We start from the raw sequence: 25,828 nt of genomic DNA, 5'->3' as shown, positions 1-25,828 counted from the left end.
GCACGCTGGATCGCATGACAGACTTCGCGCAGCACACCATCGACCTCGCCCTCAAGAACGTGGAGGAGGGCGGTCGTCCGTTCGCGACCGTCATCGTGAAAGACGGTGAGATCCTCGCCGAGAGCCCGAACCGCGTCGCGCAGACCAACGATCCGACCGCGCATGCCGAGATCCTCGCCATCCGCGAGGCGTGCACCAAGCTCGGCACCGAACACCTCACCGGAGCCACCATCTACATCCTGGCGCTGCCGTGCCCGATGTGCCTGGGTTCGCTCTATTACTGCTCTCCCGACGAAGTGGTCTTCCTGACCACCCGCGAGGACTACTCTGCGCACTACGTCGACGACCGCAAGTACTTCGACTTCGACAACTTCTACGACGAGTTCGCGAAGCCCTGGAACGAGCGCCGCCTCCCCATCCGACACGAATCCCGACTCGACGCCGTCGACGTGTACCGACGCTGGCAAGAGCGCAACGGCGGCGACAAGCGCGTCGCCGGCGCCCCGACCTCCCGCTGACACCCTCCCTCGAGCCCCTCCCGAAAGGCCGTCCATGAAGCTCGCCAAGATCGCAGGCATCGCCGCCGCGACCGCCCTCATCGCCGTCCCGCTCGCCGCCTGCAGCAGCGACGACTCCTCGACCGCGTCGACCAGCACGTCGGCCGCCGCCGAGGCGCAGGCCCCGTCGCAGATCCTGTCCGCGCATCCGTGGGAGACCACCGGCGCCGTCGACCAGACCGGCAAGAACGTGCCGCTGACCGACAAGAATGTCGAGACCTACGTGGGCTTCGCCTACTTCAACGCCGACGGCACCTTCACCATGTACACGCTGCAGGACAAGCCGAAGATGCAGGGCGACTGGACCGTCTCGCAGGACGGCAAGAACCGCCACATCGTCGCGAAGGACGATAAGGGCAAAGTGAAGTTCGAGCGCGACTCGCAGATCGTCGAGCTGACCGACGCCACGTTCACCTACCGCACGTTCCCGGAGGAGAACAACAAGAAGGTGTGGATCGACATCGTCCACACCCCCACCGACCACAGGGCGCCGACCAAGTAGGTCGTCCACACAGACTGCGAGCCGCGAAGCATTTCCGCTTCGCGGCTCGCGGTGTTTCCGTCGACGTTAAACGTGCGGCCAGTCCGTCGTGAGGTAGGCCTCGACCGCGCGATGACGGAAGCTGTACGGCTTTCCACGACGGATGATGCCACGAGTCGAGTCGAGGCGTTTTGCCGTTGTGCCGACCTGCGCCGCGGTCTCCAGGCCGAGTCGCACTGCTATCGCGGTGGGCGTGCGCTTCTCCGGCCCCATCTGACTCATCGCTTCCAAGAACTCACGCTCACGGTCGGGCAATCGATCCAGAATCCGTTCGACGTGGTGTTCCGCTTCCGTCTCCGCACTGCGCCAGCCGTCGACCACGTCCTCCACAGTCACAACCGCGCTCGACCCCGCATCCCATGCCCGCTCGCCCGCGAGCTGGAACAAGAACGGCTCGCCACAACACCTGTCGACGATCGCTTCCGCAGCGGCCGGCGTCATACCGACCCGTCCAATGCCGCCTTCACCGTCACTCACCTCCCACCCGTCGCTGACGAACTCATTCAGCGCTTGCAGGATGTCAGCATCGTCGATCGGTTCCAGGGTCTCCCACGCGAATCGACGAGCGAAGGTCGCCCCCATACGCGCACCCGCACTGTCTGCGAATTCCGGCAGTCCCGTGAGATACACGATCACCGGCAGGAAAGTCGCAATGGAGTAGCCGCCCGGCGCGACGACGTCATGTTCGTAACCGAGGACATCCCCCAGGCATACGAGCAGTTGTGAGAGCGCCTTGACATCGGTGATGTTCTGCACCTCGTCGACGTGAACGAAAACCGCGACTCGACGTTCTGCGGCCGCCAGCCCGACCTTGATCAACAGATCAGTGAGGGCCGCGTACGGCTCTGGACCGTCACGGCGGTCAATCGAAAGCGCCATCCCGGCGATCTCGATCGACCGCACACGCTCCAGGAGTTCCTTGATCTGCCGGTCACGGCCCGCACTGATGCCGGCTTGATCTGCCAACTTCAGAACAGCAGTCGCAACTGACTTCATCGGGTCGGCACCGACCGGGATCCGAAGTTGCGGCGTCACCCAGTCGCCTCGACTCGCCGCGTGATCAGACAACCTGCGAACGAGCGAAGATTTGCCGAGCCCGGGCTCACCGAGGATCACGCGACCGCGCTCGTAGAGGCCGGCCACGCGCCTGGCACGCACCTTCCCTTCCCAGTCGTCGGCCTGTGCTGCACGCCCGGCCCACACCGGCGGAACGACATCAGATCCCGGGACGAAGGGATTGTTGACAACACTTCGCATGTTGCTAATGTTATCAAGCATTCATAGTTAGTTGATAACATTACCAATATCGCGATGTTCTCAGACCGCCACCGACCACGCGCCACGCAGTATCCCCAATGTCGAACCACCGCCCCTCCGGCATGGATATGTTCGAGTCATACGTCCCGCGCGACGACGCGAATCGCCGCGTCGAGATGCAGCACACAACCCGCCGTGTCGCTGAGGGATCGTGTTCTCCAGCCTCGACGGGCATCGACCCCAGAGGAGGCTCCCATGACTCAGGACCAGACGATACAGGCGCTCAGTGAAGAGACGCGCACGTTCGCGCCACCCGCCGAGTTCACCGCGAACGCCAACGTGACCGCCGAGGCCTACGACCGCGCCGCCGCCGACCGCCTCGGCTTCTGGGACGACGCCGCCCAACGCATCACGTGGGCCGAGCCCTACACCGAGGTCCTCGACTGGTCGGACGCCCCGCACTCCAAGTGGTTCGTCGGCGGCAAGCTGAACGCCGCCTACAACTGCGTCGACCGACACGTCGAGAACGGGCTCGGCGACCGCGTCGCCTACTACTTCGAGGGCGAGGGCGGCGACACCCGCACCATCACCTACAAAGACCTACAGGACGAGGTCAGCCGCGCCGCCAACGCGCTGCTGGAGTTGGGCGTCAAGACCGGCGACCGCGTCGCCATCTACATGCCGATGATCCCGGAAACCGTCTTCGCGATGCTCGCGTGCGCCCGCATCGGCGCCCCGCACACGGTGATCTTCGGCGGTTTCTCCGCACGCGCCATCGCCGACCGCGTGCAGGACTGCGGCGTCGAGGTGGTCATCACCGCAGACGGCGGGTACCGCCGTGGCAAGCCGTCGCCCCTGAAGGCCGTGGTCGACGAGGCCATGGAGTCGTGCCCCGACGTGCGGACCGTCCTCGTGGTGAAGCGCACCGGGCAGGACGTCGACTGGACCGAGGGCCGCGACGTCTGGTGGTCGGACGTCGTCGACCGGCAATCCGAGCAGCACACCCCCGAAGCCTTCGACGCCGAGCACCCGCTGTACGTCATGTACTCGTCGGGAACCACGGGCAAGCCGAAGGGCATCCTCCACACGACGGGCGGCTACCTGGTCGGCACGTCGTACACGCACTGGGCGGTCTTCGACATCAAGCCGGAGAGCGACGTCTACTGGACCGCCGCCGACATCGGCTGGGTGACCGGCCACTCGTACATCGTGTACGGGCCGCTCGCCAACGCGACGACGTCGATCATGTACGAGGGCACCCCCGACACCCCGCACCAGGGGCGCTGGTGGGAGATCATCGAGAAGTACAAGGCGACCATCCTGTACTGCGCACCGACCGCGATCCGCACGTTCATGAAGTGGGGCAGACAGATCCCCGCGAAGTACGACCTCTCGTCGCTGCGCCTCCTCGGCTCGGTCGGCGAGCCGATCAACCCGGAGGCGTGGATCTGGTACCGCGCGCACATCGGCGGCGACACGACGCCGGTCGTCGACACCTGGTGGCAGACCGAGAACGGCCAGATCCTCATCAGCCCGCTGCCCGGCGTCACCGCGACCAAGCCGGGTGCCGCGATGCGCGCCCTGCCGGGCATCGTCGCCGACGTCTACAACGATCAGGGCGAGCCGGTCGGCAACGGTGAGGGCGGCTACCTCGTCATCAAGGAGCCGTGGCCCGGCATGCTCCGCACCCTGTGGGGCGACGACGAGCGCTTCCAGCACACCTACTGGGACAAGTACCCGGGCGTGTACTTCGCCGGCGACGGCGCCAAACGCGATCAGGACGGCGACATCTGGGTGATCGGCCGCGTCGATGACGTCATGAACGTGTCCGGCCATCGCCTGTCGACGACGGAGATCGAGTCAGCGCTGGTCTCGCACGACGCCGTGGCCGAGGCCGCCGTCGTCGGCGCCGCCAACGAGACCACCGGGCAGTCGATCGAGGCGTTCGTCATCCTCCGCGAGAGCGCGAAGGGCGGCGGCCAGGACATCGTCGACGAACTCCGCAAGCATGTGCGCACCGAGATCGGCGCCATCGCCAGTCCGCGGTCGATCATGCTGGTCGACGAACTGCCGAAGACCCGCTCCGGCAAGATCATGCGCCGCCTGCTGCGCGACATCGCCGAGAACCGCGAGCCCGGCGACTCGACGACCCTCGCCGACTCGTCGGTCGTCGCCCGGATCCAGCAGGAGGTGTCGGGAGCGTAGGTGCTCAGCCGACGCGCGAATCGAGCGCCGAGAGCACGGCCCGCAGCGCCGGGTCGGCCTCGCCGCTCGACCGCCACACGGTGTGCACCTCCCGGCGCGGGGCGTAGTGCAGCTCCCGCACCACCACCCCGTCCGGCACCCGCGGCCGCGCCAGCCGCGGGATCAGCGCGACCACCCGATCGGCGGCGACCAACGCCATCTGGGTGCCGAAGTCGTCGACGGAGTGCACGACGTCGGGCTGCTGGTCGGCGCCCGCGAAGAGCCGCTCGAACCAGCGGTGGCACACGGTGCCGGTGGGACTGGTGACCCAGTGGCAGTCGCGGAGATCGGACCGTCGGATCGGTCGGCCGATTTCCGCGAGCGCGTGACCGACCGGGAGTGCCAGGTCGCCGACATCGGTGTGCAGGTGCGCGCGCTGCAGGCCGTGCGGCACGGCGACGGTGACACCGTCGGCGTCGTGCACCATCGCCAGATCGGCGTTCCCGGACTCCACCGCATAAACGGCCGGGACCGGATCCAGCTCCACGACCTCCACGCGGACGTCCGGGAACTCCCGGCGCACCCGCTTCAGCGCGGGAGCGACGATCCCGCGCACGCCGGTCGAGAACGCTGCGATTCTCACCACACCGCGCGGTGCTCCGGCGTCCACCGATCGCGCTGCAGCGACGGACTCCTCGAGGGCGTTGAGGACGGCGGGCGCCGTCGCAACGAGCGCCTGACCCGCGGGGGTCAGGACCACGCGGCGGCCGGCCGGAGCGACGAGACGCACTCCGACCTGCGATTCCAGTCGTTTGATCTGCTGCGAGACCGCCGACGGCGTGAAGCCGAGCTCTTCGGCGGCACGGGCCATGGTTCCGAGATCAGCGATCGCGCGCAGAGACTTCAGCGCACCGACATCAATCATGAAGTACTCCTAACGATTACCCACCATATCCGCTCGCTTGTGGTGAATGGTTGGTCCAGCGACGATGGACGCATGACACCGACCGCATCTTCCGCGCGCGCAGCCTTCGGCCGCAACACCGTCGCCATGCCGACCCCCATGAATCCGGACGGCTCGCTCGACGAGCTCGGCATCGTCGAGGTCGCCAAGCATCTGGTCGCGCTGGGCTGCGACGGCATCATCGTCGCGGGCACCACCGGCGAGGCGCCGACCCTCGACGTCGACGAGCTGGTCCGCCTCCTGCAGCTGGTGCGCGAAGGCGCAGGCCCCGACACCAAGCTGACCGTCGGCGTCGGCACCAACCACACCGCCAAGAGCGTTCACACCGCTCAGGTCATCGCCGCCGCAGGCGCTGACGCCCTGCTGGTGGTGACGCCGTACTACTCCAAGCCGACGCAGGCCGGCGTCATCGCGCACATCGTCGCGATCGCCGACGCCACCGAACTGCCGGTCATGGTCTACGACATCCCCGGTCGCACAGGTCTACCGCTGGCCTACGAGACGATCGTCGAGCTGGCGCGGCACCCGCGGATCGCCGCGGTGAAGGACGCGAAGGGCGATCTGTTCGAGGCCATGTCGGTGATGGCCGCGACCGGCATCTCCTACTACTGCGGCATCGACGAACTGAACCTGCCGTACCTCGCCGCCGGCGCGTCCGGCGTGGTCAGCGTGGTGGGCGCCGTGTCCGCCGACCGCAATCTGGCGCTGATGGAGGCGATCGACGTCGGCGACCTCGCGGCCGCGCGCGCGATCAACGACGAGGTCCGCCCGCTGACCCTCGCCTTGATGAAGACCGCACCCGGTGCCGTGACCGCGAAGGCCGCCCTCCGCGAGATCGGCGTCATCGGCCACGCCGCCGTCCGCTCCCCGATGCTCGAACTGGCCGACGCCGACGTCGCTGTAGTCCGGGAGGCGCTCATCAACGACGGCCAGCCGGTGCGCGACCGACTGCTGGCGGTCTAGGCCTCCTGCACGAACTTTGTAGTCCTACTGGGCGTGAGGCCCAGTAGGACTACAAAGTTCGCAATGGCCGATCCGTAAGTGGTCGTTACCATCGGCCATGCAACCGGTTATTCGATAAGTGGGCGTAAGATCGCCCCATGCGAGCAGAACAAGGGACCGACTGGCCAGTCGTGACCTATGAGGCCGCTCAGTGGACTCCGTCCGACTTCGGGAGCCGTCGCGATCGCGGCTTCGGAAGCTACCAGTCTGCCGTCACCCCCGCGATCAGCGCCGAACAACCCGACGTCCCCATCGCCCTCGCCGCTCTTCTCGATGAGGCCTCCACCGAGATCGTTCGCTTCGACGCCGAGATGGGAGGCGAGATCGCCCCCTTCAGCGCAGCTCTCCTTCGGACGGAGTCCGCGTCATCCTCCGAGATCGAGCAGGTGACTGCGTCCGCCAAGGCGATCGCCCTCGCCGAGCTCGGTGATCGAAGTCGGCGAAATGCCACCGAGATCGTCGGAAACACCCGAGCGATGCAAGCAGCCGTCCGGTTGTCCGATCGTCTCGACACCGAGACCATCCTCGAGATGCACCTCGCGCTTCTGGGCGACGACAACCCCCGGATTCCCGGTGGACGATGGCGTGACGGCGCCGTCTGGATCGGCGGTCGGACTCCTCATTCCGCCGAGTTCGTCCCGCCTCAGCACCATCGTGTTCTGCCCGCCATCACCGACTTGATCGACTTCATCGCCCGCGACGACATCCCGGTCCTCCTCCAGGCAGCCGTCGCCCATGCACAGTTCGAGACCATCCACCCGTTCCCGGACGGTAACGGACGAACCGGACGAGCACTCATCCATGCGCTTCTCCGCGGCAAAGGCCTGACACAGAACATCACCGTCCCGATCTCCGCAGGTCTCCTCACTGCGCCTGACGACTACTTCAACGCCCTCACCGCGTATCGGGCAGGCGACCTGCGGCCCATCTGCCGATCGTTTGCTGACGCGACGTTCGACGCCGTCGCCAACGGTCGACGACTCGTCCTGGAACTGCGCTCGATCCGAGAAGGCTGGGCAGAGGCGCATCCCGTCAGGCGAGGTTCGGCCGCCGACAAGATCCTCCAAGCCCTGGCTCGCCAGCCCGTGATCGATGCGTCATTCGCACAACGCGAACTCGGCATCAGCGCCACGGCATCTCGCCGGGCGCTCGCCGACCTCGAAGCGGCCGGGATCGTCACCGAGTTCAGCGGGATGCGACGGAACCGATGTTGGCGATCCGATGCAGTTCTCGAGGCTCTCGACGCATTCGCCGATCGCGCCGGGCGCCGGGCGCTGCACTAACGCGTCCGCGCCCTTCATGTGCGCTTCAGAAGTGATGCGGGAGAGCCTCGTCGACGCCCTCAAAAAATCGCCCGAAACCCCTTGGCACTCTGCACCCGAGAGTGCTAAATTCGGTGTCGCACAGTGATAGAGAACATCGGTCACCAGGGCCGATGCCGTCAGATTGGAGGTGTATTGCTGTGCTTGGATTCGACCCTTTCAGTGAAGTTGATGCCCTCGCTCGCGGCCTGCTCACCGGCCAGCAGAGCGGAACGCTGCGGACTCCGCGTTTCATGCCGATGGACCTGTACAAAGTCGAGGACCACTACCTGCTGACCGCAGATCTTCCCGGCGTGGACCCCGGTTCCATCGATGTCAGCGTCGACAACGGCGTCCTGACTCTCTCCGCGCAACGCTCCCTCACGTCCGACGACAGTGTGAAGTGGTTGGCCAGCGAACGGTTCGCAGGAACCTATCGCCGCCAGGTCACTCTCGGCGAAGGCATCGACACCGCCGCGATCAGCGCGCAGTACAACAACGGCGTCCTCACCGTCTCCATCCCGATCGCCGAGAAGGCCAAGCCGCGGAAGATCGCCGTCGAGCACGCGAGCGAACCGCAGGCGATCACCGCCGCCGCGGAGTGACCCGACCACCCGACTGACGCGTTCGTGCAGGAGGTTCGTCATGCTCACAGCGATGGAAGCCGACCCGATCGACTGGTCTGAACAGCAGATCGACGTCGACCGCGACGACGGACTAGAGGAGTTCCCGGTCACTTGGCGACACGATGAGCGCCGGGGAGTCGGTATCGAGCTCGGTTAGTCGAGTCGCGTCCTCTCGCGCCGCCGCGGAAGAGCCCCTCACCCGTTCACCATGAAGGGAGGTGTCTATCGAGTACAGAACCGAATTCATTCCGTCCCAGGTAACGCCCGGCGATGACTTCCCCCTTGGTCGTCGCCGGGCGTTCCACGTCTCTCGAGCGCGATGCGGAGTCACCCGGTCGGGTGCTGATCTCGATTTCCGGCCGCATACGCTCCCGGCGACATCCCGATGGTCGCGGTGAAGTCCCGGGTCAGGTGCGACTGATCCGCGTAGCCGAGGTCGACGGCCAGCGCCGCCCAGTCCGGAGCGACGCCGTCGCGCACGTGCTCGGCGGCCTCGATCAGCCGGAATCGGCGGATCACCCAGGTCGGTGAGACGCCGGCGCACGCGGTGAACATCCGTTGCAGGGTCCGTGCGGTGATGCCGGCGAGCCGAGCGAGCTGGTCGACGGTGCGGATGGTGCGGTCGTGCTCGACCGCGGCGGCGATGGCGGCGACCTCGCGGGCCCGCTCGACCCGCGCTGCGGGCCTCAGTTCGAGGAGTCGCAGGAGTTCCCGAACGATCGGTTCGGCGCGATCGGCGCCGAACGGGAGATCGGCGACGCGGACGGCGAGCGAGCCCTCATCCAGGGCGAGGACCTGCGATATCGGCAGGCAGGCGTCGTTGAGAGCGGCGACGTCGTCGACCCACGCGCCGAAGCCGCCGGTGGTCGTCTTGGCTGCGAAGTTCCATCCGCTCCCGGACAGGGTCCGGACGGTGACGTCGGTGGTGACGCCGTCGAGGACCGCGGCCACCGGGTACGGGCCGAGCGGAGGGTCGTCGCCGGGCGGTGGCGATGCGCCGACGCTGACGTTCACTGCGGGCGTCGCGATGAGTGGCTGTCGATACCGCTCGCCCGTCGGAAGGTCCCAGCGCACCGACCAGAACCAGTCGATCAGTCCGTCGAGCTCCGGAGGTGTCGGGTAGCGGTCTAAGTCGACGACGGTGAGCATTCTGCCCGGTGCGAGGATGCCCCTCGTGTACGTGGACACGTCCAAGTGCGGCTGCGCTCGGGGTTCCTCGGTCACGCTTCCGATCGTAGTGGCGGCGCCGTCAGCGTCGGAGGATGTCGATGATCCAGACCGGCAACCACAATCCACCGGTGAAGAGAGTCAGGAAGAAATGCAGCACGTGCGGGACACGGCGCTGCACGACCACCGTCTGCGGCGACACGACCGTCGTCTGCTGAACGATCATCGGCGCAGGTCCGTAGTACGGCGGGTACTGCGGCTGGGGCTGGTACTGCGGCGCCTTGTAGGCGGGCTGCGGCGGATAGAAGTTCGGGGCCGTCGGATACGGGGACGCCGCGGGCAGCGGCTCCGTGGGACGCGGCTCAGCCTGAGACCACGCTTGCGCGGGCTGATGCTGGAAATCAGAGTAGGACTCAGACATATGCGCATCGTACCGTCACCGTGTGACGGAACCCTGGCCGACGGCCACCCCCACCTGTCGCGAATCTTCAATCCCGCCGCAGCCTCATGCCCGTACCGTCGAGGCATGGAAACTTCAACAGCTCTTCTCCGCGTCCTCGACCAGCTCGCCGACCTGCTCGACGACGCCGCAGCCACCCCGCCGACCGCACCCACCCCGTGCTCGGAGTACGACTTCCAGACGCTCCGCGGCCACGTCGTCGGATGGCTCACCGCGTTCACAGACGGCTACGCCGCCGACGATCACACCTGCTCGGACCCCGAGGCCGTCACAGTGGAGGGCAGCGGCGCCGAGCAGGTGCGCCGCAACGCCGCCCGGTTGTCGGAACTCCTCCCGGCCGCGCTGGCGCACCCGTTGAACATCGGTGGCGCAGGCATGCCCGGCGACATGGCCGCGTCGATGATCCTGTGGGAGTACCAGGTCCACGGCTGGGACCTGGCGCAGGCGGCAGGGCTGCCGTGGTCGCCCGACGAGGAGGGACTCGAGGCGTCGCTGGTGTTCGCTCCGAACATGCTGACGCCCGACTTCCAGGGCAAAGGCAAGGTGTTCGGCCCGGCGGTCGACGTCCCGGCCGACGCGCCCGCGATGAATCGATTAGCGGGACTCTCGGGACGCCAGGTCTAGGAAGCGGTGGCCACCTCCAGCGGCACGATCGTCTGCAGGAACGTCACCAGGTAGTCGATCAACTCGGTGTCGCGGAGGCGGGCCGAGCCGACGCCGCCGGTCCGCGGAATCGGGAGCGTGACCATGTGCGTCGCAGCACGGTAGCTCGCCGACGAGTACATGCGCGCGACGCGGACCTGCTGACTGTCGAGCAGGAGCAGCGGCGCGATCTTGACCGACTGCCCCGCCACCCCGATCTCGGTGACCCCGCGTTCGCGGCACCGCAGCCGCAGCCGGGCGATCGCCGCGAGGCGCTGCGTCTGCACAGGCGGTTCGCCGTAGCGGTCCACGAGCTCGCTCATCACCTCGTCGACGTCGTCGTCACTGGTCGCGGACGCGAGCTTGCGGTAGGCCTCCAGACGCAGGCGGTCGGCCTCGACGTACTCGACCGGGATGTGCGCGTCGACGGGCAGATCGATGCGAACCTCGGCGTTCTCCTCGGTGGTGATCGGCTTGCCGTCGGCCGCGGCGCGGTAGGCCTCGACGGCCTCGCCGACCAGGCGGACGTACAGGTCGAAGCCCACACCGGCGACGTGACCGGACTGCTCAGCGCCGAGCACGTTGCCCGCTCCACGCAGCTCCAGGTCCTTCAGCGCGACCGCCATGCCCGCGCCGAGCTCGTTGTTCTGCGCGATGGTCGCGAGGCGGTCGTAGGCGGTCTCGGTCAGCGGCTTGTCCGGGCTGTACAGCAGGTACGCGTAGCCGCGCTCACGGCTGCGCCCCACGCGACCGCGGAGCTGGTGCAGCTGCGACAGCCCGAAGTTCTCGGCCCGGTCGACGATCAGCGTGTTGGCGTTGGAGATGTCCAGGCCGGTCTCGATGATCGTGGTGCAGACGAGGACGTCGTACTCGCGATCCCAGAACCCCTGCACTGTGCGTTCGAGCTGCTCCTCCCCCATCTGCCCGTGGGCGACGACGACGCGCGCCTCCGGCACCATGTCCGCGATCTGCTTGGCGGTCTTGTCGATGCTCGACACCCGGTTGTGGACGTAGAACACCTGGCCGTCGCGCAGCAGCTCGCGACGGATGGCGGCCGCGACCTGCTTCTCCTTGTACTTGCCGACGTAGGTTAGGACGGGATGGCGTTCCTCGGGCGGGGTGAGGATGGTCGACATCTCGCGGATGCCGGCCATCGACATCTCCAGGGTGCGCGGGATCGGCGTCGCCGACATGGTGAGGACGTCGACGTGCGTGCGGAGCGCCTTGATGTGCTCCTTGTGCTCGACGCCGAAGCGCTGCTCCTCGTCGACGATCACCAGACCGAGGTCCTTCCAGCGGATGCCGGTCTGCAGGAGGCGGTGGGTGCCGATGACGATGTCCACCTCGCCGGTCGCCATCTGCGCGATGGTCTCCTTCGACTCGGCCGGATCGGTGAAGCGCGACAGCCCGCGCACGGTGACCGGGAAGCCCTCCATGCGTTCGCTGAAGGTCTGCAGGTGCTGACCGGCGAGGATGGTGGTCGGGACCAGAACTGCGACCTGCTTGCCGTCCTGCACGGCCTTGAACGCGGCGCGGACGGCGATCTCGGTCTTGCCGTAGCCGACGTCGCCGACGACGACGCGGTCCATCGGGATCGGCTTCTCCATGTCGGCCTTCACCTCGCCGATCACCGTCATCTGGTCGACGGTCTCGGTGTAGTCGAAGGCGTCCTCCATCTCGCGCTGCCACGGGGTGTCGGTGCTGAACGCGAAACCGGGCGCGGCGTGACGGGCGGCGTACAGCTGCACCAGCTCGCCGGCGATCTCGCGGACCGCCTTGCGCGCCTTCTTCTTCGTGTTGGCCCAGTCGGAGCCGCCCAGCTTCGACAGGCTCGGCGACTCGCCGCCGACGTACCTCGACAGCTGGTCGAGGGCGTCCATCGGGACGTACAGCCGGTCGCCCGGCTGGCCGCGCTTGCCGGGGGCGTACTCGATGACCAGGTATTCGCGGCGGGCACCGGAGATGGTCCGCTCGATCATCTCGACGAACTTGCCGATGCCGTGCTGGTCGTGGACCACCATGTCGCCCGCGACCAGCGCGAGCGGGTCCACCTGGTTGCGACGCTTGGCGGGCAGTCGTCGTCCGTCCTTGGCGCCGACGACACGGGCGCCGGTGACGTCGGCTTCGGTGGCGAGGACCAGCCCCGCGGACGGCAGGACGAGACCGCGTCGCAGGGTGCCGTGGTAGACGCCGACCAGCCCTTCGGGCACGTCCTCGCCGGGTTCCATCAGGCGGGCCGGGACCTCCGCCTCGCCGAGACGGTCGACGAAGCGGGTGGCGGTGCCGCGGCCGGCGGCGATCAGCGCGGCCCGACCACCGGATGCCACCTGTGCGTGCAGGGACCGCATCAGTTCGGCGAGCTCGGCCGGGTCGCCGTGCGGGGCGGGCCCGGGCTGCAGGTCCAGCTCCAGCTCGTCTCCGACGCCGCTCGAGAGCGGGCTCATGGTCCACCACGCCTTGCCCGCGGCGAGCGTCTCCCGCTGCACCTCGTCGACGGCACGGTAAGCGCTCGCGGACAGATCGATCGACGGCTCCCCTGCCGCGACCGGCGCGGCGCCGCCGAGCGCGGCGACGTTCCACGACGCCTCCAGGAACTCCTCGCCAGTGCGGGCCAGGTCGGCGGCGCGGGTGCGGACCTTCTCCGGATCCAGCACCAGCACGCGGGTGCCCTCGGGCATCACCTCGGTGAGCATCTGCATCCGACCGTCGACCAGTGCCGGGATCAGCGCCTCCATCCCTTCGACGGGGATGCCTGCGGCCAGCTTCGCGAGCATCTCGCGCAACGTCTCGTCGGTGGTGGTCTCGGCGAGCTGTTCGGCGCGGTCGCGGACCTGCGCGGTCAGCACCAGTTCGCGGCACGGGTGGATCTGGATGACAGAGGTGTCGATCTCCGACTGCGTGCGCTGGTCGGCGACGGAGAACGCGCGGATGTCGGTGATCTCGTCGCCCCAGAACTCCACGCGCACCGGGTAGTCGGCGGTGGTCGGGAAGATGTCGAGGATGCCGCCGCGTACCGCGAACTCGCCGCGGGTGCCGACCATGTCAACGCGCTCGTACGCCATCTCGACGAGCTGCTCGATGAGGTGGTCGAAGTCGGCTTCGATGCCCTCCTGCAGCGTCACCGCGCGCATCGCGCCGAGGCCGGGCGCCATCGGCTGCACCACCGACCGCACGGTTGCGACGACGACGCGCAGCGGCGCGACCGTCGGATCGGCGAGACGGCTGAGCACCGCCAGACGCGCGCCGACGGTGTCGGCGCTGGGCGAGAGCCGCTCGTGCGGGAGCGTCTCCCACGACGGGAACTGCGCCACGACCGGCGTGCCGTTGGGGCCGGGTTCCAGGAACTCGGCGAGCTCGGCGGTCAGGTCGTCGGCCTCGCGACCGTTGGCGCTGACCACCAGCACGGGCGCGTCGGAGACGGCCGCGAGCTGCGCGACCACCAGTGGTCGTGCGGCATCGGGAGCCGTGATGTCGAGTTCGGACCGCCCCGCTCGATCCCGAACGAGGCCGAAGGCGGCGTCGCCGAGAGCGAACGAGGTCAGCCCGGACAGTGATGGTCGTGGCGCAGAAGGGTTCGACACTGTTCAGAGTCTACTTCTGCGGCGCACCTCCGCTGCCACGACCGGCGGCGTCGAACAGCGACGCCCCCAGCGGTCGTGATTCGGTGGCGCCCGGCAGCATCGCGTAGACCGCCGAACCGATCGGCGTGGTCCACGTGTTGAGGTCGTCGTGGTCGGCCAGCCGCTGCTGCACCGGTACGTACTGCGTCACCGGATTCCGCTGGTAGGCGGCGAACAGGAGCCCACTGTTCGACGTGTCCGCCGAGCCGGGCTCGGGCGGGTCGTCGTAGTTGTAGGCGCGCCGCAGGAACTGCTCGCGGTCGTGGCGGCGGTGCGCCCGCGCGATGTGCGACGACGCCGGGATCACCGGGATGCCGCCGCGCGTCGCGCTGAAGACGGGGTCGTCGAACTCGTCGGTCCCGGTCAGCGGCGCGCCGGTGTCGAGGGTCCGCCCCATCGACAGTTCCCGTCCGCGGCGGTCAATCGCCTCCCACGTGTCCATGTTCATCGAAATGCGCCGCAGCACCAGGCTGGTGCCGTCGGCCATCCACGACTGTTCGGCACCGTCGTCCCACAGCAGGTTGTCGTAGGTGTCGGACGCGGGTTGGACGGTGCCGTCGACCTGCCCGAACAGGTTCCGCATGGTGCCCGTCGTCATGCCGGGACTGTTGCGGAAGCCGCGCTGCACCCAGCGGACGCGAACGCTGCGGCGAACCGACGCCGTCAGCATGCGGGTGGCGTGCGCGAGGACGACAGGATCGTCGGACGCCAGGCTGAGCAGCAGGTCGGTCTGGCCCCATCTCGGATCCAGCCGGTCGATGGAGAACGACGGCAGCGGTTGCAACCACGACGGCCGCAGCCTCGTGAGCGCCGGTGCCCGGAAGATGCGATCGCCGACGCCGACCGTCGCGGTCAGGTTGCCGGCCAGGGTCGCGAGTTCCGGTTCGGTGTCGGAGAGGCTGGGCTGCGCCTGGGTGAGGCGCGCCGCGTCCTGCGTCCACAGGTTGAGAACGCCTTGAAGGGTCGGGACGTCGGCGGGGTCGACGAGGTCGAGGCCGATGTACTGGGCGTGCGCGGTCGGAGGCGTGGTGATCCCGGACTGTCGTGCGCCGTAGAACGGCAGGGTGCCGGAGCCGGGTGCGACGTCGGGCTCGCGCGTCAAGCCCACCGTCGCGGCCCCGATGCCGAGGCCCGCCAGCCCGGCTCCGCCGACGAGCACCGCCCGCCGGGAGACGAGCGGCGGTGTCACTTGCCCATCCCCTCGTGCTCTCCGTCGGGCGCGTAGTTCTCCTGGTTGCCGTCGAAGTCGCGGGCGAGCGCCTGGAATCCGACGGTGGAGCCGTCTTCGAAGCGGATGGTGAACGCGACGTTCTGGCCGGTGGTGATGGGCTTGGGCAGTTCCATCAGCATGAAGTGTTCGGAGCCCGGGGTCAGGTTCACGGAGCCCTTGGCGGGGATCACGAAGCCGCCGTCTTTCTGGCGCATGGTGGTGCCGCCGGTACCGTTGTCGACCACCTCGTGCATCTCGGTGGTGCGGGCGGCCGCGGTGTGGGCGGACACGATCCGGATGTCGCGGTCGGAGGAGTTGTGGAGGGTCGCGAACGCGGCCGTCATGCCGGAGTCTGCGGCCTTGACCCACTGGTCGGAGACCGTGATCGCGTCGGCGTCGCGACTGTCGGAGGTCTCGCCTCCGCAGGCGACGAGCGCGATCAGCAGGAGGATGACGGCCGCGGTGAGTGCGGCGGAACGGTTGAGGGAACGGGTGAGGAGACGGCGGATCGCCATGGGTGCATCGTCTTTCGTGCAAGGTCTGATTCCCGACGCCGGGTGCGGCGGTCGGGCTGGAAAAGGCGGGGTCAGACCTGCGACGGCGGGCCGCGGAGGCCCGCTGCGGCGACCATCGGGGACGGTCGGAGGAACGTGAGAGTGTCGTCGACCGGTGCCGACGGCACGTCGTCGGTGCAAACGGGTGCGGACAGCAGCCGCCACAGGCGGGCGACGCGCAGGCCGCACGCGCGATGCAGTCGTTCGACGGCGAACAGGACAGCGGCGGCGGCCGGGATCGCGAGCAGGTGCCAGAGCAGCATCGTCGGCCCGGGCAGCATCTCCCCGCCGTGCATGGTGCCGTCGAGCAGGGTGAGCACGGTGTGCGCTCCCGCTTGGCCGACGGCCAGTGCCGTCAGGGTGCCGGTCGCCGAGATCCTGATGCGGCCCCGTGCGCGCGACCGTTCGACGGCCCGCAGCTGCGCAGCCCGGACCAGGCCGACGCACGTCGCGAGGGCGGTGACGGTCGCGAGTTGCAGGGCGGTCGGAAGGTGCCCGCCACCCAGCGAGTGTGCGCTGATGCCGAGGATCACGGAGGCCACCGTTGCCAACAGACCGTGCGCGGTCGCGGGGACCTGCGCACCGGCACGCGTCGGGCGGATCAGCACGACTCCCAGGGTACTACCGACTGTCGTACGGGAGCGATTCGCGGATTCCGGGCCCGATCGACTGCGCTGGCGCAATCTTCGTCCCCGTGATGCCGCTTGCCGGACGTATTGCCCGACAGTCCGCGTCACGGGGACGAATTTGTCGTCACCGACAGTGATCACAAGCCGAACCTCCAGCCGGCCCCGACTGCTCGAGCACGCCGGTGCCGACGACTCGCGGAACACGACGCGGGCGCCCCCGAGACCGACGCGCAACCCCACTGAGCACGTCCGCACATCGGGCGACACCGGAGGCACCCATCTGACGATCAGCTACGACGATGCCGTCGAGGCAGGGCTCCGGCTCTCGTACGTGGTGACCATCGTACTTTTCGCACCGGGAGTCAGTCCGTGAACGCGTACTGCATGTAGACCGCTCCGAGCCAGCGGTCGAACTTCCTCCCGACATCGGCGGTCCGCCCCACTTCGACGAACCCGACCTTCCGGTGCAGCGCCACCGACGCAGCCACCTCGTCGGAGATCACCGCCATCACGTTGTGTGTCACGCTGCGGTCGGTCGCGTCGAGCAGGCCTTGGAGAAGTACCCTACCGAGGCCGCGACCCGCCGACTCCGGCCGCAGATAGATGCTGTCCTCCGCCGTGTGCGCCCACCCGGCCTTGCCACGGTAGACACCGAGGTACGCGTAGCCGAGGACCGCACCTGAATCGTCGTCCTCCATGACGATGAACGGTCGGCCGGCATCCCGGATCCGCCCGAGTTTCGCCTCCCACTGTGCGACGGAGAGCGGCTCGAGGTCGAACGTCGCGACCGAGTTCTCGACGTAATAGCGGTAGATGTCGGCGACGGCGGGGAGATCGTCGACGGTGGCGGGGCGGATGGACGGCATGGGGTGATTTTGCCGCACGTCACACCCATTACGCTCGATTGGTGGGTAACTCTGGATCCGATCCGATCGAGGTCGTTGACGAACACCGTCTGAAGGGTGGGCTCAAGCCCCGCCATCTGGTGATGATGAGCTTGGGCTCCGCGATCGGTGCCGGCCTGTTCGTCGGCTCCGGTCAAGGCATCGCGCTCGCCGGCCCGGCCGCGCTGGTCGCGTACGCGGTGATCGGGTTGATCATCGTGTCGGTGATGCGGATGCTCGGAGAACTCGCCGCCGCCGACCCCAACCCCGGTGCCTTCTCCCATTACGTGGGGAGCGCCCTCGGCCCGGGTGCCGGATTCATGATGGGGTGGATCTGGTGGATTCAGATGACGATCGTCGTGGCTGCCGAGGCACTGGCCGCCGCATCGACCCTCCACGGGATCGTGGGAGTCATGCCCCCGTGGGCGTGGGCGCTCGTGTTCATGGTCGTTTTCACCGTCCTCAATCTCAGCGGCGTCTCGAACTTCGGTGAATTGGAGTTCTGGTTCTCGCTGATCAAGATCGTCGCCATCGTCGTGTTCCTCGTAATCGGCGCCGCCTATCTCTTCGGATGGACCTCGGAGCCCTCCCCTGGACTCAGCAACCCCGGCGAGTTCCTCCCCCACGGTGTCGGCGGGATCGCCGCTGCCCTGATGGTCATCGCCTTCGCTTTCGGCGGCATCGAAATCATCGCCGTGGCCGCGGCCGAGACCGCCGATCCCGGCCCCAGCGTCACCAAGGCGATCCGCACCATCGTGTGGCGCATCCTCATCTTCTACGTCGGATCCGTAGCCGTGATCATGCTGGTCCTGCCTGCGGGCGATCCCCGCATCGAGAGCGGACCGTTCGAGGGAGTCCTCGAGCAGGCCGGACTGCCCGCGGTCGCCACGATCATGGGCGCAATCATCGTCATCGCCTTGCTGTCGTCGCTGAACGTCAATCTCTACGGTGCGTCGCGCATGCTCTTCTCATTGTCGGACCGACGCATGGCGCCTCGGATCGCCACGCGAACCGCGAAGAACGGCGTGCCGATACCCGCCGTTCTGGCGAGCATCGTCGTCGGATTCCTGATGGTTCCCGCCACCTACTTCTGGGGCGACGAAGTCCTCGAACGTCTGCTGTCCGTAGTCGGATCGACGTTGCTGGTCACGTGGATCGCGATCGCCGCCGCACAGCTGGTCCTGCGCCGTCGCTCCGATCGGGACGGTACAGCGCTTCCGATGAAGATGTGGGGATACCCCTACCTGACCATCCTCACGCTCCTCGCGCTCGGCGGGATCGTCGTTCTCGCGCTCACCACCGACTCCGTCCGCAATCAGGTCTTATCGACCGGAGCCGTGGCGGTCGTGCTCTGGGCGATCGGCGCATACGTCGACCGCCGGCAGGTCACTCCAGGTCGGGGTGCACGGTAGGCGCGGTCGCTTCCTTGTACTCGGAATCGACGAGCATCGGTTTCGGGTCGAGACGGGTCAGCCCGTTCCAGCACAGGTTGACCAGGTGTGCCGCGACGACTTCCTTCTCCGGCTCTCGGACGTCCAGCCACCATTGAGCGGTCACGGAGACCATCCCGACCAGTGCCTGCGCGTACAGCGGTGCCAGTGCGGGGTCGAAGCCGCGTCGCTCGAAGTCTTTGGCGAGAATGTGCTCCACCTGGCTGATCGCGTCGTTCAGCAGACTCGAGTATCGGGTGTCGTCATCACCGCTGGTCGACTCTCCGCGGACCAGGATCCGGAAACCGTCCGTGCGCTCCTCCATGTAGGTCAGCAGCGCCAGTGCCACCTGCTGGATGCGATACAGCGAACGGTTCTTCGTCAGAGACGACGTCACCATTTCGAGGAGGGTCTCCATCTCGCGGTCGACGACGACAGCGTAGAGGCCTTCCTTTCCCCCGAAGTGCTCGTAGACGATCGGCTTCGAGACGCCGGCACGCTGTGCGATCTCCTCGATCGACGTGCCTTCGAATCCCCGCTCCGCGAACAGCCCCCGCGCCACCTCGATGAGCTGCAGCCTGCGCTGCGCTCCTGTCATCCGCGCCCGGGGCGCCTTGTGGACCTGTTCCGCCCCGTCTGCCGGCCTGCTGATCGCCATGGGTCCATGGTAGTGGGACGCCGAGGACGCTCGAGTTCGACTGCCTCTCAAGAGCGGGGTGGAGTCCGCGCCATCCAGGCGTGGTCGAGTTCGCCGACCCGAGCTTGCGAGGGCTCGTCGCGTATCGGGACCGCCGCGGGCTGGGTCGCCTTTCAGGGTGGTCGAGTGCCCGTTGCGAACGGAGTGAGCAACGGGTGTATCGCGACCGCCGCCGGCCGGGCCCGAACATGAGGAAAGCCCCTGACCAACAGTGTTGGTCAGGGGCTTCCTGAAATTGTGTTCGGCGGTGTCCTACTCTCCCACACCCATTACAGTGCAGTACCATCGGCGCAGGTGGGCTTAGCTTCCGGGTTCGGAATGGGACCGGGCGTTTCCCCACCGCTATAGCCGCCGTAACTCTATGAAACTATCCACCCAACCCCACAACAGAGGGCTGGTGTGTTGTTTCAGAAGTACATAGTGGATGCGCGAAATCTTGTCTGCGTGTCTACAACTCCAACTCACAAACCATTTCGTCTGCACAAACAATGGTGAGTGTTGTTGGTAAGTCCTCGGCCAATTAGTACCAGTCACCTGAACACATTACTGTGCTTACAGTTCTGGCCTATCAACCCCATAGTCTGTAGGGGGCCTTACCCCACCGAAGTGGGTGAGAAACCTCATCTTGGAACAGGCTTCCCGCTTAGATGCTTTCAGCGGTTATCCCTTCCGAACGTAGCTAACCAGCAGTGCTCCTGGCGGAACAACTGGCACACCAGAGGTTCGTCCGTCCCGGTCCTCTCGTACTAGGGACAGGATTCCTCAAGTTTCTAGACGCGCGCGGCGGATAGAGACCGAACTGTCTCACGACGTTCTAAACCCAGCTCGCGTGCCGCTTTAATGGGCGAACAGCCCAACCCTTGGGACCTACTCCAGCCCCAGGATGCGACGAGCCGACATCGAGGTGCCAAACCATCCCGTCGATATGGACTCTTGGGGAAGATCAGCCTGTTATCCCCGGGGTACCTTTTATCCGTTGAGCGACACCGCTTCCACTTGCCGGTGCCGGATCACTAGTCCCGACTTTCGTCCCTGCTCGACATGTACGTCTCACAGTCAAGCTCCCTTGTGCACTTACACTCAACACCTGATTGCCATCCAGGCTGAGGGAACCTTTGGGCGCCTCCGTTACACTTTAGGAGGCAACCGCCCCAGTTAAACTACCCACCAGGCACTGTCCCTGAACCCGATCAGGGTCCGAGGTTAGAAGCCCAATACGATCAGAGTGGTATTTCAACAACGACTCCACCAACACTAGCGTGCCGGCTTCACAGTCTCCCACCTATCCTACACAAACCGCACCGAACACCAATACCAAGCTATAGTGAAGGTCCCGGGGTCTTTTCGTCCTGCCGCGCGTAACGAGCATCTTTACTCGTACTGCAATTTCGCCGAGCCTGTGGTTGAGACAGCAGAGAAGTCGTTACGCCATTCGTGCAGGTCGGAACTTACCCGACAAGGAATTTCGCTACCTTAGGATGGTTATAGTTACCACCGCCGTTTACTGGGGCTTAAATTCTCAGCTTCACCAACAAAGTTGATTAACCGGTCCTCTTAACCTTCCAGCACCGGGCAGGCGTCAGTCCGTATACATCGTCTTACGACTTCGCACGGACCTGTGTTTTTAGTAAACAGTCGCTTCTCTCTGGTCTCTGCGACCACCACCAGCTCCCACCGCAAAAGTGTTCACCAATCGTGGTCCCCCTTCTCCCGAAGTTACGGGGGCAATTTGCCGAGTTCCTTAACCACAGTTCACTCGATCGCCTTAGTATTCTCTACCTGACCACCTGTGTCGGTTTGGGGTACGGGCCGTGTACCAACTCACTAGAGGCTTTTCTCGACAGCATAGGATCACCGAATTCACCTCAACGGCTACGCATCACCTCTCAGGCACATGTTGTGCGGATTTGCCTACACAACGCCCTACAGGCTTACACCAACTATTCCATCAGTTGGCCCAGCTACCTTCCTGCGTCACCCCATCGCTTGACTACTACACCCAAGGTCCCACGCAGCCACCATCGGAAGAAATCCGAAGAAATCAACAACGGCTTTTGGATGGTTAGTACAGATGATTCATCACTGGGCGCGGATACACGGGTACGGGAATATCAACCCGTTGTCCATCGACTACGCCTGTCGGCCTCGCCTTAGGTCCCGACTCACCCTGGGCGGATTAACCTGGCCCAGGAACCCTTGGTCATCCGGCGGACAAGTTTCTCACTTGTCTTTCGCTACTCATGCCTGCATTCTCACTCCCACACCCTCCACAACTGGATCACTCCGCTGCTTCCACGGATGCAGGACGCTCCCCTACCCACCCACACCACTAGACACGCTCCCAAAGGAACGAGCCGATGAAATGTGTGAGTGCCGCGGCTTCGGCGGTGTACTTGAGCCCCGCTAAATTGTCGGCGCAGGATCACTTGACCAGTGAGCTATTACGCACTCTTTCAAGGGTGGCTGCTTCTAAGCCAACCTCCTGGTTGTCTCAGCAACCCCACATCCTTTTCCACTTAGTACACGCTTAGGGGCCTTAGCCGGCGATCTGGGCTGTTTCCCTCTCGACTACGGAGCTTATCCCCCGCAGTCTCACTGCCACGCTCTCACTTACCGGCATTCGGAGTTTGGCTGACGTCAGTAACCTAGTAGGGCCCATCGGCCATCCAGTAGCTCTACCTCCAGTAAGAAACACGCAACGCTGCACCTAAATGCATTTCGGGGAGAACCAGCTATCACGGAGTTTGATTGGCCTTTCACCCCTACCCACAACTCATCCCCTCCATTTTCAACTGAAGTGGGTTCGGGCCTCCACAAAGTCTTACCTCTGCTTCACCCTGGCCATGGGTAGATCACTCCGCTTCGGGTCTAGACCCAGCGACTCAAACGCCCTATTCAGACTCGCTTTCGCTACGGCTACCCCACACGGGTTAACCTCGCCACTGAGCACTAACTCGCAGGCTCATTCTTCAAAAGGCACGCCATCACCCCAACACCAAAAGTGCAAGGCTCTGACGGATTGTAAGCGTCCGGTTTCAGGTACTATTTCACTCCCCTCCCGGGGTACTTTTCACCTTTCCCTCACGGTACTAGTCCGCTATCGGTCACCAGAAAGTATTTAGGCTTACCGGGTGGTCCCGGCAGATTCACAGCAGATTCCACGAGCCCGCTGCTACTTGGGAAAAATCGAAGCCAGTCACCATGCTTTCAGTTACGGGACTCTCACCCACTACGGCAGACCATTCCAGGCCACTTCACCTAACATAATGATTTATCACTGACCGGATGTCCGGTAGAACACCCAACGATCACCCCACAACCCCACACGCACAACCCCTACCGAGTATCACATACGCATGGTTTAGCCTCATCCGCTTTCGCTCGCCACTACTCACGGAATCACATTTTGTTTTCTCTTCCTGTGGGTACTGAGATGTTTCACTTCCCCACGTTCCCTCCACACCCGCTATACATTCACAGGTGGGTAACACGACATCACTCGTGCTGGGTTTCCCCATTCGGACACCCTCGGATCACAGCTCGTTTGACAACTCCCCGAGGACTATCGCGGCCTACCACGTCCTTCATCGGCTCCTGGTACCAAGGCATCCACCGAACGCCCTAAAACACTTACAACAACACCCACAAACACACCCCCACCAACCACCACAACAGCAGCAGCCGGCACACAGGGCACGAATGTGGACACCATTCATACAACAAAAAATATTCATACAACCCGAACACTAAGACTCGAATCGCACAAACCAGAATCGAAATTGCAGAACACACAACCCACACCGAAACCGAAGTCCCGACATGAGCTAGATGCTCGCATCCACTATGCACTTCTCAAACAACACACACCCACCAACCCCTGCACCCGACCACGTCGAGCGGAAATCAGTGAGCAGCCAGAGACAACCCACAAGTCTCACCCCCACAAGAGGCGAGAACAGTGTGTTCCCTCAGAACCCCGATAGTGTGCATTGTTCACCAGTCTCGTCACCGAGACCAGACCACCACCAGACCGAAGCAAAAGGGCTCCGAGCCGGCATCATGATGGTTTCTTGTGTTTCACCCATGAACAAACACCAACCCGATGCGCATTCGGCATCAGCATTGGAGTGTTGTTTGCTCCTTAGAAAGGAGGTGATCCAGCCGCACCTTCCGGTACGGCTACCTTGTTACGACTTCGTCCCAATCGCCGATCCCACCTTCGACAGCTCCCTCCCACAAGGGGTTAGGCCACCGGCTTCGGGTGTTACCGACTTTCATGACGTGACGGGCGGTGTGTACAAGGCCCGGGAACGTATTCACCGCAGCGTTGCTGATCTGCGATTACTAGCGACTCCGACTTCATGGGGTCGAGTTGCAGACCCCAATCCGAACTGAGACGCGCTTTAAGGGATTCGCTCCACCTTACGGTCTCGCAGCCCTCTGTACGCGCCATTGTAGCATGTGTGAAGCCCTGGACATAAGGGGCATGATGACTTGACGTCATCCCCACCTTCCTCCGAGTTGACCCCGGCAGTCTCCTGCAAGTCCCCGGCATAACCCGCTGGCAATACAGGACAAGGGTTGCGCTCGTTGCGGGACTTAACCCAACATCTCACGACACGAGCTGACGACAGCCATGCACCACCTGTACACCAACCACAAGGGAACAGCCATCTCTGACTGCGTCTGGTGTATGTCAAACCCAGGTAAGGTTCTTCGCGTTGCATCGAATTAATCCACATGCTCCGCCGCTTGTGCGGGCCCCCGTCAATTCCTTTGAGTTTTAGCCTTGCGGCCGTACTCCCCAGGCGGGGTACTTAATGCGTTAGCTACGGCACGGAACTCGTGAAATGAGCCCCACACCTAGTACCCACCGTTTACGGCGTGGACTACCAGGGTATCTAATCCTGTTCGCTCCCCACGCTTTCGCTCCTCAGCGTCAGTTACTACCCAGAGACCCGCCTTCGCCACCGGTGTTCCTCCTGATATCTGCGCATTTCACCGCTACACCAGGAATTCCAGTCTCCCCTGTAGTACTCAAGTCTGCCCGTATCGCCTGCACGCCTGCAATTGAGTTGCAGAATTTCACAGACGACGCGACAAACCGCCTACGAGCTCTTTACGCCCAGTAATTCCGGACAACGCTCGCACCCTACGTATTACCGCGGCTGCTGGCACGTAGTTGGCCGGTGCTTCTTCTCCAGGTACCGTCACTTGCGCTTCGTCCCTGGCGAAAGAGGTTTACAACCCGAAGGCCGTCATCCCTCACGCGGCGTCGCTGCATCAGGCTTGCGCCCATTGTGCAATATTCCCCACTGCTGCCTCCCGTAGGAGTCTGGGCCGTGTCTCAGTCCCAGTGTGGCCGATCACCCTCTCAGGTCGGCTACCCGTCGTCGCCTTGGTAGGCCATTACCCCACCAACAAGCTGATAGGCCGCGGGCCCATCCCAAACCGCAAAAGCTTTCCACCCCACACCATGCGATGCGAGGTCATATCCGGTATTAGACCCAGTTTCCCAGGCTTATCCCAGAGTTCAGGGCAGATCACCCACGTGTTACTCACCCGTTCGCCACTCGAGTACCCCCGAAGGGGCCTTTCCGTTCGACTTGCATGTGTTAAGCACGCCGCCAGCGTTCGTCCTGAGCCAGGATCAAACTCTCCAACAAAAAATGCAGAAACAAAAGTTTCAACACAAAGCCAGAAAAATAGAACCTGACCAAAAGACAACAAACCCGGCCGAACTCCAGCAGACATCTGTAGTTATTGCGTCCTTCCCGTCTCCGAGGCGAACGTTTTCCAGCCTAGCACCGTATTTTGAAGTTCTGCAAATCGTTGGTTTCCGTTGGGATTCCGTTGATTTTCAATTCTTCTCGGCGGCTACGCCGATCCCAGACAAAATCACCGCGACGAAATCGCGGTGAGATTTTCGGGGGGGATGCCGTGGCGGCTGGGCCGCTCCGACCTCGAATAAGTTACGCACAGATGGAAGGAAGGTCAAGTCTGCAGGTCAGGAGGTTGAATCGACACACCACCTCAACGATTGCGGATCAGAATCGGCCCTCCGCGCTTTCGCGGAACCCTCGACCGAACCACCGCAGAGCCC

At 64.9% G+C, this 25,828-nt stretch carries 18 protein-coding genes and 3 rRNA genes; 8 read left to right on the top strand and 13 right to left on the bottom strand.

The features are described from left to right. The first annotated feature begins 14 nt into the window (after positions 1–14). A complete protein-coding gene (locus ACH46_RS04820; RefSeq protein ID WP_062391925.1) occupies positions 15–518 on the top strand; it encodes a nucleoside deaminase in 504 nt (167 codons plus the stop codon). A 34-nt stretch (positions 519–552) separates the two neighbouring features. Beyond that, complete coding sequence (locus tag ACH46_RS04815) at positions 553–1,059, top strand: DUF4822 domain-containing protein (protein WP_062391924.1); 507 nt, start codon at positions 553–555, stop codon at positions 1,057–1,059. 66 nt (positions 1,060–1,125) lie between these two features. Here the strand turns inward: ACH46_RS04815 and ACH46_RS04810 are convergent, their stop codons facing one another. Further along, a complete protein-coding gene (locus tag ACH46_RS04810) occupies positions 1,126–2,355 on the bottom strand; it encodes a P-loop NTPase family protein (protein WP_062391923.1) in 1,230 nt (409 codons plus the stop codon). Positions 2,356–2,610: 255 nt separating this feature from the next. Here ACH46_RS04810 and acs point away from each other — a divergent pair, with 255 nt between their 5' ends. Next, positions 2,611–4,560, top strand: coding sequence for an acetate--CoA ligase (gene acs, locus ACH46_RS04805; RefSeq protein ID WP_062391922.1), 1,950 nt, complete (start codon positions 2,611–2,613; stop codon positions 4,558–4,560). A 4-nt stretch (positions 4,561–4,564) separates the two neighbouring features. Here acs and ACH46_RS04800 read toward each other — a convergent pair whose 3' ends face one another. Next, positions 4,565–5,464, bottom strand: coding sequence for a LysR family transcriptional regulator (locus tag ACH46_RS04800; RefSeq protein WP_062391921.1), 900 nt, complete (start codon positions 5,462–5,464; stop codon positions 4,565–4,567). 72 nt (positions 5,465–5,536) lie between these two features. Between ACH46_RS04800 and dapA the strand changes: the two genes are divergently transcribed. From dapA to ACH46_RS04785, 3 genes are all read left to right on the top strand, one after another. Further along, positions 5,537–6,466 carry a 4-hydroxy-tetrahydrodipicolinate synthase gene (gene dapA / locus ACH46_RS04795; protein ID WP_062391920.1) on the top strand — a complete coding sequence of 310 codons (930 nt, stop codon included), beginning with the start codon at positions 5,537–5,539 and terminating at the stop codon, positions 6,464–6,466. A gap of 137 nt (positions 6,467–6,603) precedes the next feature. Continuing rightward, the gene (locus ACH46_RS04790; RefSeq protein WP_062391919.1) at positions 6,604–7,788 is read left to right on the top strand and encodes a Fic family protein; all 1,185 of its coding nucleotides are present in this window, start codon (positions 6,604–6,606) and stop codon (positions 7,786–7,788) included. Positions 7,789–7,967: 179 nt separating this feature from the next. Further along, positions 7,968–8,411 (top strand): Hsp20/alpha crystallin family protein, encoded by a 444-nt coding sequence (locus ACH46_RS04785; protein ID WP_062391918.1) that lies wholly within the window; start codon positions 7,968–7,970, stop codon positions 8,409–8,411. A gap of 348 nt (positions 8,412–8,759) precedes the next feature. Here ACH46_RS04785 and ACH46_RS04780 read toward each other — a convergent pair whose 3' ends face one another. Continuing rightward, entirely contained in the window at positions 8,760–9,656 is an 897-nt protein-coding gene (locus ACH46_RS04780) for a helix-turn-helix domain-containing protein (RefSeq protein ID WP_157851006.1), read from the bottom strand. A 25-nt stretch (positions 9,657–9,681) separates the two neighbouring features. After that, positions 9,682–10,020: a hypothetical protein gene (locus ACH46_RS04775; RefSeq protein WP_062391916.1), complete on the bottom strand. Its 339-nt coding sequence runs from the start codon at positions 10,018–10,020 to the stop codon at positions 9,682–9,684. A gap of 105 nt (positions 10,021–10,125) precedes the next feature. Here ACH46_RS04775 and ACH46_RS04770 point away from each other — a divergent pair, with 105 nt between their 5' ends. Next, positions 10,126–10,683 carry a TIGR03086 family metal-binding protein gene (locus ACH46_RS04770; protein ID WP_062391915.1) on the top strand — a complete coding sequence of 186 codons (558 nt, stop codon included), beginning with the start codon at positions 10,126–10,128 and terminating at the stop codon, positions 10,681–10,683. On the opposite strand, the gene mfd is transcribed toward ACH46_RS04770, so the two are convergent. The 5 genes from mfd to ACH46_RS04740 all read right to left on the bottom strand — a co-directional run bounded on the left by mfd (position 10,680) and on the right by ACH46_RS04740 (position 17,580). Further along, positions 10,680–14,282, bottom strand: coding sequence for a transcription-repair coupling factor (gene mfd, locus ACH46_RS04765; RefSeq protein WP_062391914.1), 3,603 nt, complete (start codon positions 14,280–14,282; stop codon positions 10,680–10,682). The genes ACH46_RS04770 and mfd overlap by 4 nt on opposite strands. Before the next feature lie 10 nt (positions 14,283–14,292). After that, positions 14,293–15,510: a Dyp-type peroxidase gene (locus ACH46_RS04760; protein WP_062391913.1), complete on the bottom strand. Its 1,218-nt coding sequence runs from the start codon at positions 15,508–15,510 to the stop codon at positions 14,293–14,295. Next, entirely contained in the window at positions 15,507–16,046 is a 540-nt protein-coding gene (locus ACH46_RS04755; protein ID WP_062391912.1) for a copper chaperone PCu(A)C, read from the bottom strand. The genes ACH46_RS04760 and ACH46_RS04755 overlap by 4 nt, the downstream gene beginning before the upstream one ends. A 71-nt stretch (positions 16,047–16,117) precedes the next feature. Further along, positions 16,118–16,693, bottom strand: coding sequence for a hypothetical protein (locus ACH46_RS04750; protein ID WP_062391911.1), 576 nt, complete (start codon positions 16,691–16,693; stop codon positions 16,118–16,120). Positions 16,694–17,076: 383 nt separating this feature from the next. Beyond that, the gene (locus ACH46_RS04740; protein ID WP_062391909.1) at positions 17,077–17,580 is read right to left on the bottom strand and encodes a GNAT family N-acetyltransferase; all 504 of its coding nucleotides are present in this window, start codon (positions 17,578–17,580) and stop codon (positions 17,077–17,079) included. Positions 17,581–17,621: 41 nt separating this feature from the next. Between ACH46_RS04740 and ACH46_RS04735 the strand changes: the two genes are divergently transcribed. Continuing rightward, the gene (locus ACH46_RS04735; RefSeq protein WP_226995763.1) at positions 17,622–19,010 is read left to right on the top strand and encodes an amino acid permease; all 1,389 of its coding nucleotides are present in this window, start codon (positions 17,622–17,624) and stop codon (positions 19,008–19,010) included. Here the strand turns inward: ACH46_RS04735 and ACH46_RS04730 are convergent. From ACH46_RS04730 to ACH46_RS04715, 4 genes are all read right to left on the bottom strand, one after another. Beyond that, positions 18,985–19,686, bottom strand: a complete 702-nt coding sequence (locus tag ACH46_RS04730) for a TetR/AcrR family transcriptional regulator (protein ID WP_062391908.1) — start codon at positions 19,684–19,686, stop codon at positions 18,985–18,987. The genes ACH46_RS04735 and ACH46_RS04730 overlap by 26 nt on opposite strands. A gap of 278 nt (positions 19,687–19,964) precedes the next feature. Continuing rightward, positions 19,965–20,081 (bottom strand): 5S ribosomal RNA (rrf, locus tag ACH46_RS04725). Between the two features lie 144 nt (positions 20,082–20,225). Beyond that, positions 20,226–23,361, bottom strand: a 23S ribosomal RNA gene (locus tag ACH46_RS04720). A 509-nt stretch (positions 23,362–23,870) separates the two neighbouring features. After that, positions 23,871–25,391 (bottom strand): 16S ribosomal RNA (locus ACH46_RS04715). The 16S, 23S and 5S rRNA genes sit together here, the layout of an rRNA operon. Between the last annotated feature and the right edge of the window lie 437 nt (positions 25,392–25,828).

The sequence above is a fragment of the Gordonia phthalatica genome (assembly GCF_001305675.1).
Lineage (GTDB): Bacteria > Actinomycetota > Actinomycetes > Mycobacteriales > Mycobacteriaceae > Gordonia > Gordonia phthalatica.
This window is presented reverse-complemented; position numbering and strand designations above follow the sequence as displayed.